This window comes from Crocosphaera chwakensis CCY0110, from assembly GCF_000169335.1.
GTDB lineage: Bacteria > Cyanobacteriota > Cyanobacteriia > Cyanobacteriales > Microcystaceae > Crocosphaera > Crocosphaera chwakensis.
This window is the reverse complement of the sequence record NZ_AAXW01000040.1, coordinates 12,423-25,166: the sequence shown is the minus strand read 5'-3', so window position 1 is coordinate 25,166 and position 12,744 is coordinate 12,423. Positions and strand designations below refer to the sequence as shown.

12 protein-coding genes and 1 pseudogene are annotated in these 12,744 nt (G+C 35.3%); 4 read left to right on the top strand and 9 right to left on the bottom strand.

Going from position 1 to position 12,744, the window contains the following annotated elements:
* Nucleotides 1-14: 14 nt before the first annotated feature.
* Together CY0110_RS19620 and cofH are read right to left on the bottom strand one after the other, a co-directional pair.
* Nucleotides 15-1,175, bottom strand: a complete 1,161-nt coding sequence (locus tag CY0110_RS19620; protein WP_008277279.1) for an FtsW/RodA/SpoVE family cell cycle protein — start codon at nucleotides 1,173-1,175, stop codon at nucleotides 15-17.
* Nucleotides 1,176-1,285: 110 nt separating this feature from the next.
* Nucleotides 1,286-2,440, bottom strand: coding sequence for a 7,8-didemethyl-8-hydroxy-5-deazariboflavin synthase subunit CofH (cofH, locus tag CY0110_RS19615; RefSeq protein ID WP_008277278.1), 1,155 nt, complete (start codon nucleotides 2,438-2,440; stop codon nucleotides 1,286-1,288).
* Nucleotides 2,441-2,524: 84 nt separating this feature from the next.
* On the opposite strand from cofH, the gene CY0110_RS19610 reads away from it, so the two are divergent.
* Nucleotides 2,525-4,174, top strand: a complete 1,650-nt coding sequence (locus tag CY0110_RS19610) for a glycosyltransferase family 39 protein (protein ID WP_008277277.1) — start codon at nucleotides 2,525-2,527, stop codon at nucleotides 4,172-4,174.
* Nucleotides 4,175-4,401: 227 nt separating this feature from the next.
* Here the strand turns inward: CY0110_RS19610 and CY0110_RS19605 are convergent, their stop codons facing one another.
* The 6 genes from CY0110_RS19605 to CY0110_RS19580 all read right to left on the bottom strand — a co-directional run bounded on the left by CY0110_RS19605 (nucleotide 4,402) and on the right by CY0110_RS19580 (nucleotide 9,453).
* Entirely contained in the window at nucleotides 4,402-5,097 is a 696-nt protein-coding gene (locus tag CY0110_RS19605; protein WP_008277276.1) for a PEP-CTERM sorting domain-containing protein, read from the bottom strand.
* A gap of 319 nt (nucleotides 5,098-5,416) precedes the next feature.
* A complete protein-coding gene (locus tag CY0110_RS19600) occupies nucleotides 5,417-6,817 on the bottom strand; it encodes a ferredoxin:protochlorophyllide reductase (ATP-dependent) subunit N (protein ID WP_008277275.1) in 1,401 nt (466 codons plus the stop codon).
* 3 nt (nucleotides 6,818-6,820) lie between these two features.
* A complete protein-coding gene (locus tag CY0110_RS19595; RefSeq protein WP_008277274.1) occupies nucleotides 6,821-7,192 on the bottom strand; it encodes a DUF5331 domain-containing protein in 372 nt (123 codons plus the stop codon).
* A gap of 95 nt (nucleotides 7,193-7,287) precedes the next feature.
* Nucleotides 7,288-7,665 carry a DUF5331 domain-containing protein gene (locus CY0110_RS19590; protein ID WP_008277273.1) on the bottom strand — a complete coding sequence of 126 codons (378 nt, stop codon included), beginning with the start codon at nucleotides 7,663-7,665 and terminating at the stop codon, nucleotides 7,288-7,290.
* 155 nt (nucleotides 7,666-7,820) lie between these two features.
* The gene (bchL, locus tag CY0110_RS19585; protein WP_008277271.1) at nucleotides 7,821-8,690 is read right to left on the bottom strand and encodes a ferredoxin:protochlorophyllide reductase (ATP-dependent) iron-sulfur ATP-binding protein; all 870 of its coding nucleotides are present in this window, start codon (nucleotides 8,688-8,690) and stop codon (nucleotides 7,821-7,823) included.
* Between the two features lie 487 nt (nucleotides 8,691-9,177).
* On the bottom strand, nucleotides 9,178-9,453 hold the full coding sequence (locus CY0110_RS19580; protein ID WP_232285756.1) for a hypothetical protein: 276 nt from the start codon (nucleotides 9,451-9,453) through the stop codon (nucleotides 9,178-9,180).
* Between the two features lie 227 nt (nucleotides 9,454-9,680).
* Between CY0110_RS19580 and CY0110_RS19575 the strand changes: the two are divergent.
* A pseudogene (locus CY0110_RS19575) lies at nucleotides 9,681-10,316 on the top strand (Uma2 family endonuclease).
* Here the strand turns inward: CY0110_RS19575 and CY0110_RS19570 are convergent.
* Nucleotides 10,317-10,832 carry a pentapeptide repeat-containing protein gene (locus tag CY0110_RS19570; RefSeq protein WP_008277267.1) on the bottom strand — a complete coding sequence of 172 codons (516 nt, stop codon included), beginning with the start codon at nucleotides 10,830-10,832 and terminating at the stop codon, nucleotides 10,317-10,319.
* 217 nt (nucleotides 10,833-11,049) lie between these two features.
* Here CY0110_RS19570 and infC point away from each other — a divergent pair, with 217 nt between their 5' ends.
* Together infC and obgE are read left to right on the top strand one after the other, a co-directional pair.
* Entirely contained in the window at nucleotides 11,050-11,601 is a 552-nt protein-coding gene (gene infC / locus CY0110_RS19565; protein ID WP_008277266.1) for a translation initiation factor IF-3, read from the top strand.
* A gap of 137 nt (nucleotides 11,602-11,738) precedes the next feature.
* On the top strand, nucleotides 11,739-12,722 hold the full coding sequence (obgE, locus tag CY0110_RS19560; protein WP_008277265.1) for a GTPase ObgE: 984 nt from the start codon (nucleotides 11,739-11,741) through the stop codon (nucleotides 12,720-12,722).
* Nucleotides 12,723-12,744: the final 22 nt, after the last annotated feature.

The window sequence follows — 12,744 nt, the reverse complement described above, 5'->3', positions numbered from 1 at the left end:
GTAACTGATCACTGTTAACTGCTAACTGTTGTTTTCAAGGGGAGGATTTCTGCTTCATTACTTTCCCTAGCCACTCGAATGAGTAAGCCCGCTAAGGTTAAACTAGCTAAAGTAGAACTTCCCCCATAACTCCACAAAGGAAAGGGTAAACCCGTCGTGGGTAAGGCCCCAGTAGCAACTCCAATGTTTAATAATGCTTGGCCTACCATCATCACCATCACGCCAATAGCAATTAAACGTTTCACCCTGTGAAGACAGTTAATCGCAACCCTTAAAGCAAAGGTTGTATAAGTAAATAATAATAACAGTAGAAGAATGCTACCGACAAAGCCAAATTCTTCAGCATATACAGAGAAAATAAAATCGGTGTATTGAATGGGAAGATAAAATAATTTTTGCACAGACTGACCATAACCCACCCCAAAGGTTCCCCCTGATCCCACCGCCATTAAACTTTGTACTAACTGATAACCATTCCCCAACGGATCGGCCCAAGGATCGAGAAATGCTGTGATCCGTTTACGCTGATATTCCCGTAAGCTGATGCTGACAAAGGCAGTTAATAAACCTCCTAATGCTGTAGTGGTTAAATACATCATGGGAATACCCGACGCTAAGGCAATTAACCATAAACTCATACCACATAAGGCAGTTGTACTTAAATTCGGTTGTAATAAGATAGCAGCTAAAATTACCCCAAAAATTCCCACCCATTGCAGTCTAACTCGCCAAGGATGACGATGCCAAAAACCAAAAATGTAAGCACTTTGCAGCACTAAAAAAGGTTTCATCAGTTCTGAGGGTTGGATCAAAACGGGGCCTAATTTAATCCAACGGGTGGCCCCATAAACTTCGTGGCCTAACCCTGGAACAAGGGTTGATAAAATTAATCCTAAGAGAAGAAAAATGCACCAAGGGGTTAGTTTGATCAGGTATTGCAGAGGCGATCGCACAATTAAGTTAAACCCTTGTAACCCGATCCAGATCCAAATGGTTTGACGGATAACATAATACCAACCGTTCCCAGTTTCTGCTAAAGCAACGGGATAAGACGCAGAAAATAGGGCAATTAACCCTAAAGACAGCCAAAGAAAAGTTAACCAGCGTAAAAAGCGGGCTTCTCTAGACCAGTCTTCTACTGTCGGATCGAGAATGGGGATAAAGTACCTTAACATTAATCGTTTTTGACTCTCAGATTGAAGATGACTCCGTAGCCTAGTCGGGTAAATAGTCTAGTTTTATAGGATGAGAAAACATAGCTAAGAGTTCCCATATGAATTCGGTATTAGGACTTAGAAGTTAGGAGACTGTCATACAAGGTGCTTCGTTGTTGATAGGGACGGTTTAAAGAAGCGATCGCTTGTTGTAGGGTTTCGACTTCCATACAAGTTCCCCCCATTGCTCCTGCCATAGTGGTAATATGTTCTTCCATAAGAGTTCCGCCGATATCGTTACAACCCCATTGCAAGGCTTCAGTTGCACCGTTCAAGCCTAATTTTACCCAACTGGGTTGATGGTTAGGTATCCATTTTCCTAAGAAAAGTCGGGATACTGCGGTTAGTAATAAGGTATTTTTTAGACTGGGTTGATCTCGTTTGACACGGTTTCGTAAGGCTAAAGGAGCATCCTTTCCCACGAAAGGTAAGATAATAAATTCTGTTATTCTAGCTGGATAATTTTTTTGAATCGCTGTTTTTTGTAAGTTTCTTAAATGAGTTAAATGTTGTATCTGTTGTTCGGGGGTTTCTATATGTCCAGATAACAGGGTACTGGTAGTATATAATCCTAGGGAATGAGCTAAGCCAATAATCTCTAACCAAGTTTGAGTGTTGATTTTTTCAGGACAAATAATTCGCCTAACTTGATCATCTAATACTTCTGCTGCTGTCCCTGGTATTGACCCTAAACCAGCTTTTTTTAAAGCCATTATTACCTCAGTATAATTTAAGTTGTCTTCCCTAGCAATAAATTGGATTTCTTGTGGGGAAAAAGCGTGTAAATGGAGGTTAGGAAATACTTTTTTTAGATTAATAATTAATTGTTGATAGTATTGGAGAGAACTACCTTGTATTTTAGCTTCGGGGTTTAAACCTCCCTGCATACAAATTTCTGTCGCCCCTTTTTTTACCGCATCCGTTGCTTTTTCGATAATTTGTTCTATATTTAGCCAAAATGCTCCCTCATCTTCTGCATCTCGTCGAAAGGCGCAAAAGTTACAATGTTGCTCACAAATGTTGGTAAAGTTTATATTACGGTTAATAATATAAGTGACAGTGTTTCCTACTTGTTTTTGACGGAGTTTATCGGCAGTTTGACGAATTTGATTAATTATGTTTTCATCAGTTTGATAGAGGAGTGTAACTGCATCGCTTTCCGATAGTTCTCTATCATTTTCTACGTCTTCTAAAATAGTTTTTATTGTTTTTATTTGATCAACCATAGGAGAAGAAAAATTAAAATATAAATAAGTATTGTTAAATTATTATATCAAATATTCGATTATTTTTAACAGGTCAATTAATTGATGAAAATTTCAACAAAAACCATTAATATAATTCTTTTAGCTGCGATCGCTTGTGCTGTCATTTTCAGAATTATGAATTTAAGCAGTCGGGAATTTTGGTATGATGAGGTCTTATCTTTACTCCTTTCGACTGGACAAAAACTGCGATATCAAACCCCTCAAGATATTCCTGTTACTTTAGATAATTATACCCGTTTATTAAGTCTTCCTGTTGAAAATAGTTTTTCTAATATTCTTGTTACTTTTGAGAGCTTTCTTAAAGGGTTAATGGCCGAACCTCATCCTTTTCTTTTCTTTTTAGAGCAACATTTTTGGTTAAGATTATGGGGGAATTCTGAAGTAGCAGTACGCAGTATTATTGTTTTATTTAGTCTGGGTTCTTTAGGCTGTGCTTATGGTTTAGGCAAAAAACTATTAGGATTTCAAGGTGGTTTATTATTCGCTGCTTTATTGGGTTTAAATCCTTATTATCTTTTTCATTCTTTAAACGTAAGGATGTATGGTTCATTAGTATTTTGGGTTTTACTAAGTAGTTGGTCTTTGGTAGAATTAATTAGCTTAAATACTTCAGAAATCAATAAAAGTAATTCTAAACTATTTAAGATTTTCTGGATAATATTATTGATTTTCTCAGCAGCATCGGGATTTATGACCTTTTATTACTTTGTTGTATTTTTCTTAGTATTTGCTACTTTAGTTTTATATTTAGATCGACAAAGATGGTGGCAGTATGCACTTTATTTAATCAGTAGTATTATTATTACAATTCCTTGGCTTTGGTGGGGAACTAGACAACAATTAAGAAATGCTGATTTAGGTCGATTTTCTAGTAAAGATGGCTTTTTAGCTGCAATGATTAAACATTTACAAGAATTTCTTGATGTTTTAGGAATTCATTTATTATTGGGTGATTGGTCAAGTATTTTGCCAAATTTTATAATAACGATTTTAGGATTTTTAGTTTTTATTGGTTTACTTTATTGTAGTTATAGTTTATATAAAAATAATCAAATTGAATTATTAAATATTGCTTTATTATTGGGTCTATTTCCTTTATTCTTAATGTTAATGATAGATATTATTACAGGAAAATTCACCTTAGCCTTTGGGTTTGGACGTTCTGTCATTTTTATTTTACCTGGTTGTTTATTATTATTAGTTATTTGGATAGAAAAAGCAGGTATAAAGTTTAAAAATTTCGCTATTTTAGGATTATTATTATTATATTTAGGAATTAATATCGCTGATTTTAGTCTACGTTCTCGTCAGATGTTTCATACGGTAGCAGATATCATTAATCAACAACCCAACACACCTACTTTAATTATCATGAATTCTCAAGCTTGGGGTCATGTATTAAGATTAGCTTATTATCTTCCTACTACTTCGCCTATTAGTTTACTAGCACAAAAATCTAATAATTTATCTCCTATTTTGGCTGAAAATTTAAGTGAAAATACTGAACAGTATCAACGAATTTTATGGTTAGATAGTCAACGTCCGGTTTGGGGAAAACCCAGTACCGAAGAACAAAAAGGAGAGGTTAAAACTATATTAGATAATGGTTATAATTTAGAAAGTTCTCAAAGATTAGTAGGAACGTGGGAGTTAGATAATTTTGATTTGAATGTGTATGAAAAAAAGATATGATTTAATTCAAAATATTAAAGATTCATATAGCACTACGTCTTATGGTTAGGACATTCCCAACTGCTGAAATGCAGTGACGGAGGCTGTTCCCTAGCACGTAATGCTATATGACATTCTATTATAGAGTATTGCTGTATGACAAAAAACAAAACAAAAACCCCATCAGATCCCAAAAGAGTTTGATGAATAATAATTAGAGAAGTAGGGAACAAATAGATAACTCATAACTAAGACACCTTACGGCGAGTGGCTAAACCAGCAGCACCTATAACTAACAAACCAATCATGGTTCCAGGTTCAGGAACTCCAGCAGGTGTGAATTCTTCCACTGTGGTATAACTATTGGTTAAACTAAAAATTACATCACCGTTACTGGAAAGACTATCCGTGATCCTAAGGGTTCGTGCCAATGGGATGACAGCAGAGTCATCTGTGGAACCATTTGTAGAAGTTAAGTTAATGACTTGACCTTCGCTTGTAATAACATTTTTCGTAACTTGGTATACTCCGGGGCCTTGAACGTCACTGTCAAGTGCTGCAAAGTTAAAAAGAGTTGTTACAACATTACCATTGGGAAGAACAGTTTGATCGCCAGTTATATCATAAGAGAATGAGCCATTTATTGCGTCAGGACTAGGGACGGGATTAAAATCGAAGAAGTATTGGTTAATTAGAGAAGAAAAACCGATCTCAAGATCATCACCAAAAAACGTTCCGTCAAAGTTGAAATTATCGAATAATACATTTTCTGTCTGAACTGCAGTATAATCCATACCGCCGAAGGTGATTGTCGTTGCATCTTTGATAGTTCCATTAAAATTTCCTATAAAGGTTTGAGCTTGTGCTGTAGGACCAATGACCAAAGATAAAGCTGCAATGGAAGCAGATGCTATTATACCTAGACTGTTTAAGTGAATTGTCATTATAATCTCCAATTAATAAGTGCTTGTTCTGAGTAGAAACTACTTAGAGCTTTTTCCCTAGGTAGTTTCTACCTACGAACTATTATGTAGAAGATTCTAACAACGTCAAGAGCAAATTACGTCAAAATAACGTATAAGAATATTTAATGTAGTATTTTAGTAACGCCTCTTGACAATCAGTCTTTTTTGTCTGTTGGAATGAAGATTCATTGTTTTAGGTTTTTTTATCCTTGAAACAAGATTAAAAAAAAGGAGACATTGTCTCCTCCACTCATGCCCTGGAAAAAACCAGGTTTTATCCCCTGTTGTCTAGATGATTTTAGATTTTCGCCTCTTCTTTAACTAATTTCTCCCACCCTAATTCTTTGAGGTTATTATTACGACGTAAGGGACGAGTTGCTAACTCTAAGATGTCTCTGGCGTTGGTAAACCCATGAATTTGTGCAAAGGTAAATTCGACAGACCATTTCGTATTGATTCCCCTTGCTTCTAAGGGGTTTGCATGGGCCATTCCTGTAATAACGAGGTCAGGTTTTAACTCATAAATACGTTGAATTTGATTATAATTATCAGGTTTTTCGACAATTCTAGGAACAGGTACACCCATTTCATTACAGGTTTTTTCGAGGAAATCTAATTCCGCTTTTTGGTATCTTTTATCCATATAAGGAATACCAATTTCAGGGCAAGTCATGCCACAACGAATGAGGAAACGAGCTAAAGAAATCTCTAATAAATTATCACCCATGAAGAAAACAGACTTACCACGAATGAGTTTAATATACTCTTCTAAACTCTCCCAAATTTTTGCTTCTCTTTCTTCTAACCCTTGGGGTTCAATATTGAAAACAGAGCATATTTTTTCTATCCAAGCGCGAGTACCATCGGGACCAATGGGGAAAGGTGCGCCGATTAATTTACACTTACGACGACGCATTAAAGTCGTAGCAGTTCGTGATAAGAATGGGTTAACTCCACTAACATAATAACCTTCGTCAATTACTGGTAATTCTGTATATCGTTTTGAAGGCAACCATCCCGAAATTTTTACCCCTTGTTTCTTCAATTCTAGGGTTAAATTTGTTACAACTGGGTCAGGTAACGAACCAAATAAAACTAAGGGAGGATGTTCTTTATATTCGGATTCTTCTTGACTAATATCTTCTTTCTTTCTACCGAAGTTTAATAACTTATGAATAGCATTTCTTTCTTCTTTTTCTTCCTCTTCTTTGACACTTTTAGGACATTTATGAGCCATTGCAGCTAAAACAGTATCTTCTCCTTGAGTAAAGGCATAATCTAAGCCATTTGCTCTTGCTGTAACGATAGGAATACCGATTTCAGACTCTAATTTAGGAGCTAATCCTTCTAAGTCCATTTTAATAATTTCAGTGGTACAAGTACCAATCCAAACAATTACACTAGGATTGCGATCGCGTTTTATTTGTAAGCACAATCTTTTTAGTTCTTCGTAATCTTTTAATTGTGCAGAAATGTCTCCTTCTTCTAATTCTGCCATTGCATAACGGGGTTCAGCAAAAATCATCACTCCCATTGCATTTTGTAGAAAGTAACCACAGGTTTTTGTCCCGATGACCAAGAAGAAACTATCTTCTATTTTTTGATATAACCAAGCAACACAACTAATGGGACAAAAGGTGTGATAATTGCCGGTTTCGCATTCAAATTGTAAGGATGTAGATTCTTGTGCCAGTGTCATAATTTAGAGTTCTCCTTTACTTAATTGTTGTCTAATTCGTTCAATTTCGTCAGTATCTGATGAGTTTAGTTGTGGATTTTTGGCTCGTTTTTCTGATCTTTCTTTTAGTTTTCGATCTAGATCCAGATAATCTACTTCTAAAACTCTAAGTAAGTCTTGAGGGTCTTGATTAAGTTCAGAAAAAGGCTCTAAAAACTCTTTTACTTTTGGTTCTATTGCTGCTATTACTCCTAAGATAATGTAAGCTAATATGCTAGAGTCCATGTATCCATTACTATTGGTTGGGAGTTCTTTTTTCAGCCAAGAACGATTTCCCTCATAATAGTCTAACCATTTATCATTAAGAGTTACCTTTAATTTTTCAAACTCACTCATCAGAAGTCTCCTTAATTAACAAGAGTTACTATTTTTAGTATTCCCTTGTTAATCAAATTTAATGTCATTCATTTACCTCCTTTCATACTTTAAAATTATCCTGTTTGTAATTGTTTTCTAATGCTTTCAAGTTCGTCCGTGTCTGATGAATTAAATTGTGGATTTTTGGCTTTTTCTTCTTCACGGTTGTTTAGTTCAGTTTCTGGATCAAAATCTAATCCTAAAACCTTAACAAATTTATCTTGATTAGGTTCAATTTCACAAAACGGTGGTATCCAATAAGCCAACTCTGGTTCTAAAGCAGTAATAGCACCTAGAATGATGTCAGCGCAAGGTCTTTTTCCACCATTATTAGGAATTGGTTTCCACAAATTTCTAGAGTCCATTAAAGGCTTAATCCAACACCGATTAACTTGATAGTAATTTAACCATTTATCAGATAAAGTTGCCTTAATTTGTTCAAACGTCATCATGAATTTTATCCTAATCACAAAAGTTACTATATTTAGTGTTCCCTTGTTAGATAAAATTCTAACCCGTAGGTTGGGTTGAGGAAAGAAACCCAACACCAACGAACAAAATTGAGCTTATTTTGTTGGGTTACGCTATCGCTAACCCAACCTACTTTTTAAACCATCATAAGGTCTAATTCATCTTCTTCTGTTTGTTTAGGTGCTTGAGGATTAAGATAGAAATCAGATAATAAAGTGAATAATTCTCTGTCTTGAGCATCATTAGGAACCACACCTTCTGGCATTGCTAATAATTGGTCAGCAATGTTTAAATAGTAATTGCAAACATAGTCAAGAGATGGGTCATTTTCTGTCATCTCAAACAAGGTTTTACCTTTAACTCGTGATACCCGAATATCCTCAATTAACGGTAGAATTTCTAATACTGGCATGGGAACCGCTTCTACATATTTATCAATTAAATCACGCTTAGAGGTACGATTACCAATTAACCCGGCTAAACGCAAAGGATGGGTTCGCGCTTTCTCTCTTACGGAAGCAGCGATGCGGTTGGCAGCAAACAACGCATCAAAACCATTGTCCGTGACAATTAAACAGTAGTCTGCGTAGTTTAAAGGTGCAGCAAACCCACCACATACAACGTCCCCTAATACGTCAAATAGGATGACATCGTACTCATCAAACGCATTGAGTTCTTTGAGGAGTTTAACGGTTTCTCCTACCACATAACCACCGCAACCGGCACCAGCAGGAGGTCCCCCTGCTTCTACACAGTCAACCCCTGCATACCCTTTGTAGATAACGTCTTCGGGCCAAATATCTTCATAGTGAAAGTCTTTCTCTTGTAGGGTGTCGATGATGGTAGGAATGAGAAACCCAGTTAGAGTGAATGTACTATCATGCTTGGGATCACAACCAATCTGTAGTACCTTTTTACCCCGTTTTGCTAATGCGGTGGAAATATTGCAACTGGTGGTTGATTTGCCGATACCACCTTTTCCGTAAACTGCGAGTGTTAAAGTCAAGGGTTTAATCTCCTGTGTGATCAAATATAAAGCTTGTTATTACTGCGTTGTGACGACAGCAAGTCTGTCAATCTCATTAATCGCATTATGAAACAAGTCGCCAACAATTCCAAGAGGTGTTAAAGATAAACTAGGTAGTAATTTAAAGTAAAATTTTAAATATAAAAGTAAAAATACTATAAAAGCGATAAAAACAATTTTTAAGCTTTAAAAAGTAATTTTATTATTTTTTGTGTTGCGCATTTATATAATTAGGAACAATATAAAAAAATGGTGGTGTAAGCGATCGCTCATTTTTAGAGCAAAATCGCTAGAAGTATTATTATATAAAGTTTACAGGGATTTACTATTGCAATAGCGTTATAGTTAAAAGTCCCTAAAAATTAAGTGATGTAACAAAAAAGGGTCATTTTTCCTGAGTCCAGGGACTAAAAAAGGTATCAGAAAGAATTTTATAAAGAATAGTTACAATTGATGAGGACAAGATTCAGTCATACTTTATTACACAGTCCCCAGATACTTCTTTTAGTTTTTTATCCTCTGCTGAAATGAAAGTATAGCCATCAGAATTAGATTCTGAGAATACTTTTCCATCAGTTTTACCTGAATAGATGAGTTTACCTCCAGAATAACAGGAAATTTCGGCAGTTCGATTTCGCCAATCAGAAGCCGTTCGTGATAATCTTGTTCTTAAGGAACTACAACCAGCAGTTGTCAACAAAAACAAACTAAAAGCAACACCCCAATTAAGACCATAAGACATCCGAATTGGATTGATATTTAATAAAAACATTGAAACAAATCTCCCTAGCTTCAATTTGATTAAATCTAATCTCTAAATCAGTGAAAACTTATAACTATTTTTAGTATATTTTAATATCAATTAATGTTAAAATAACAAAAATGTAAATATCATAAAGACAAGAGAAAACTTTAAAGTTGTCCACCGAATAATTAGTTATATTTTAAGTATGAATTGAGACATAAATCATGCCAATAATTCAGAAAAATGTGACAGAAAATCGAGTTATTTTAAATAATATTACTTGGGAAACTTTTAATCAACTTCTCAAAGAATTAGGAGACAAAAGAGTAATTCGTTTAGCTTATGATCAAGAAATTGTTGAAATTATGACTCCGTTTGGACAACATGAATATAGTAATCGTTTTATTGATAATTTAATTTTAGTAATTGCTTTAGAACTCGATTTGAATATCAAAACAATGGGGTCATTAACCTTAAAAAAAGAAATAATTTAAAAAGGAGTTGAACCTGATTCTTGTTATTACTTAAATAATGAACCTTTAGTAAGACATAAACAAGATATCAGATTAGATATTGATCCACCGCCTGATTTAGTATTAGAAATTGATATGAGTAATAGTTCTCTTAATAAGTTACCTATTTATGCTGCTTTAGGTGTTCCTGAAATTTGGCGATATGATGGTAATCAATTAATTGTTTGTATCTTAAATAATTACAATTATGTTGAATCTGACTATAGTTTAACGTTTCCTTGGTTGAAAATAGCTGATCTTTTACCTTTTATTCAACAAAGTTTAAAACAAGGAGAAACAGTAACCTTAAAAAAATTCCGTCAGTGGGTTAAACAACAAACAAGCTAATTATTCCCAAACTGTATTTTTATCAGTTTTAATTCCTTTTAAATGAGTTTCTTCTAAATCTACTCCTATTAAAGTAGCTCCTTCAAGATTAGCATTTTCTAAATTGGCTCCTTTAAGATTAGCATTTTCTAAATTAGCTTCTTGCAAATTTGCATTGATTAAATTAGCTTCTTCTAAATCGGTTTCACTAAGATTAGCTCGAGTTAAATTAGCATTTTCTAAAATAATACTAGATAAATCAGATTGATATAAATTAGCATTAGATAAATTTGCCCTAGTAAGATTAACTGGTGTTGCTTCATCAATCCCGAAAGGTGTAACAGATAACGGTGAACTACTACGAGGAATACGATATTTAAGACCGAAATTTTCTCTAGGTAAATTAACGCCTTCTAAGTTGCAACCAACACATTCTCTATCTAATTCCAAGCGATATAAATTATTAGTTGTTTCCGTGCAACCTATCAACATAAAAGGAGTGGATAATAAACAAATAACAAAAGGAATATATTTCATAATTCTCAAAAATCGGACATACATTAACAAATCTCTCAGAAAAAGTGATCATAGACTAAAATGATCGTTTTTATTTTCTCTTTGGGTTCATCACTAGATTTAATTATATCGAACCCCGCATTAAATCAAGACAGACTTGCAATAATTTGTAGTACATGATATGATACAGTCAATCAAACCTAAAAATTGTTGTTAAATTTAGGAGGAATCAAGTAGTTTGGGACGACCCAGAAGAAGAAATAAACCCTTTAAACCTTTCAATCAATCTAATAAACATCGAGTTAATAATCGAATTCGAGCAGAAGAAGTTAGAGTTGTTGCTGAAAATGGGGATCAAATAGGCATCAAACCCGTAGCAGAAGCGATAGACATAGCGCAAGAGGTTGGCTTAGACTTAGTGGAAGTTGCTCCTAACGCTTCACCCCCAGTGTGCAAAATCATTGATTACGGTAAGTTTAAGTACGAACTACAGAAAAAAGAGTCTTTAGCTAAGAAAAACCGTACAGAAAACACTCTAAAAGAAGTTAAGCTAAGATACTGCACCGATACAGGTGACTTAAATACAAAACTTAGACAAGCAAGAAAATTTCTTGAGAATGGCTCAAAAGTTAAGTTCTCTATGAGATTTAGAGGTAGAGAACGAGCATTTATGAAGCTTGGCCGCGAAAAATTAGACAACATCGTAGATAGACTATCTGATGTTGCTAATCAGGACGGAAATAGCAACTACAATGGTCATCAACTCTCTATCATACTCGAACCAAGTTAATTAACTAGAATCAGCATGATTTATCGTAGGGGTTAACAGTTGTTAACCCCTACTGTTGTATAAAATAGCCAAAGGAAAACAGCAATGCAAAGAGAGACTACAATCAAATAAGGATTACATGAGTTAGAAGAAATAGAATGCAGTTTATTGATCGCGCGGAAATCGAGGTTGAAGGGGGAAAGGGAGGGGATGGTATTGTGGCCTTCCGACGAGAAAAATATGTTCCAGCAGGAGGTCCAGCAGGAGGAAATGGGGGGAAAGGGGGATCAGTTATCTTAAAAGCAGAAGAAAACCTACAAACCTTATTAGACTTCCGTTATGCTCGTCGTTTCAAAGCAGATGACGGTAAACGAGGAGGCCCTAATAACTGCACTGGGGCCATGGGTAAAGATATTATTATTGAGGTTCCCTGCGGTACTGTGATATATGACTTAGAAACAGAAGAAATATTAGGGGATTTAGTAGAAAACGGTCAAACCCTATGTGTTGCACAAGGGGGAAAAGGGGGGTTAGGAAATAAACACTTTTTAAGCAACCAAAATCGGGCCCCAGAATACGCTTTACCAGGGTTAGAAGGGGAACACCGTAACCTCAGATTAGAATTGAAGTTATTAGCAGAAGTGGGGATTATTGGCTTACCTAATGCTGGAAAATCAACGCTCATTGCTTCGTTATCCGCTGCTCGTCCTAAAATAGCTGATTATCCCTTTACTACTTTAGTGCCTAACCTGGGAGTGGTACGAAAACCCACTGGGGACGGAACCGTATTTGCTGATATTCCTGGATTGATCGCAGGGGCCCATGAAGGAATTGGATTGGGCCATGAATTTTTACGACACATTGAGCGCACCCGTCTCCTATTGCATCTGGTAGATGTCACCTCTGCTGATCCCATCGCGGACTACGAGGTGATCCAACAGGAATTAAACGCTTATGGACGAGGATTAAGCGATCGTCCACAAATTATTGCTCTCAATAAAGTTGATGCTTGCGATCAAGATACCCTAGACTTGATAAGCAAGGAATTACAACAGTTAAGTGAGTCTCCCACTTTTGCTATTTCTGCTGTTACTAAAACTGGAGTTGAGGAACTTTTACAAGTCATTTGGGTGATGTTATAGATTTTGGTAGTGTTATTTAAGT

Coding starts and splice junctions, on each gene's coding strand:
- CY0110_RS19620 (WP_008277279.1), bottom strand. CDS start 1,175: ATGTTAAGGTACTTTATCCCCATTCTCGATCCGACAGTAGAAGACTGG.
- cofH (WP_008277278.1), bottom strand. CDS start 2,440: ATGGTTGATCAAATAAAAACAATAAAAACTATTTTAGAAGACGTAGAA.
- CY0110_RS19610 (WP_008277277.1), top strand. CDS start 2,525: ATGAAAATTTCAACAAAAACCATTAATATAATTCTTTTAGCTGCGATC.
- CY0110_RS19605 (WP_008277276.1), bottom strand. CDS start 5,097: ATGACAATTCACTTAAACAGTCTAGGTATAATAGCATCTGCTTCCATT.
- CY0110_RS19600 (WP_008277275.1), bottom strand. CDS start 6,817: ATGACACTGGCACAAGAATCTACATCCTTACAATTTGAATGCGAAACC.
- CY0110_RS19595 (WP_008277274.1), bottom strand. CDS start 7,192: ATGAGTGAGTTTGAAAAATTAAAGGTAACTCTTAATGATAAATGGTTA.
- CY0110_RS19590 (WP_008277273.1), bottom strand. CDS start 7,665: ATGATGACGTTTGAACAAATTAAGGCAACTTTATCTGATAAATGGTTA.
- CY0110_RS19580 (WP_232285756.1), bottom strand. CDS start 9,453: ATGTCTTATGGTCTTAATTGGGGTGTTGCTTTTAGTTTGTTTTTGTTG.
- CY0110_RS19570 (WP_008277267.1), bottom strand. CDS start 10,832: ATGAAATATATTCCTTTTGTTATTTGTTTATTATCCACTCCTTTTATG.
- obgE (WP_008277265.1), top strand. CDS start 11,739: ATGCAGTTTATTGATCGCGCGGAAATCGAGGTTGAAGGGGGAAAGGGA.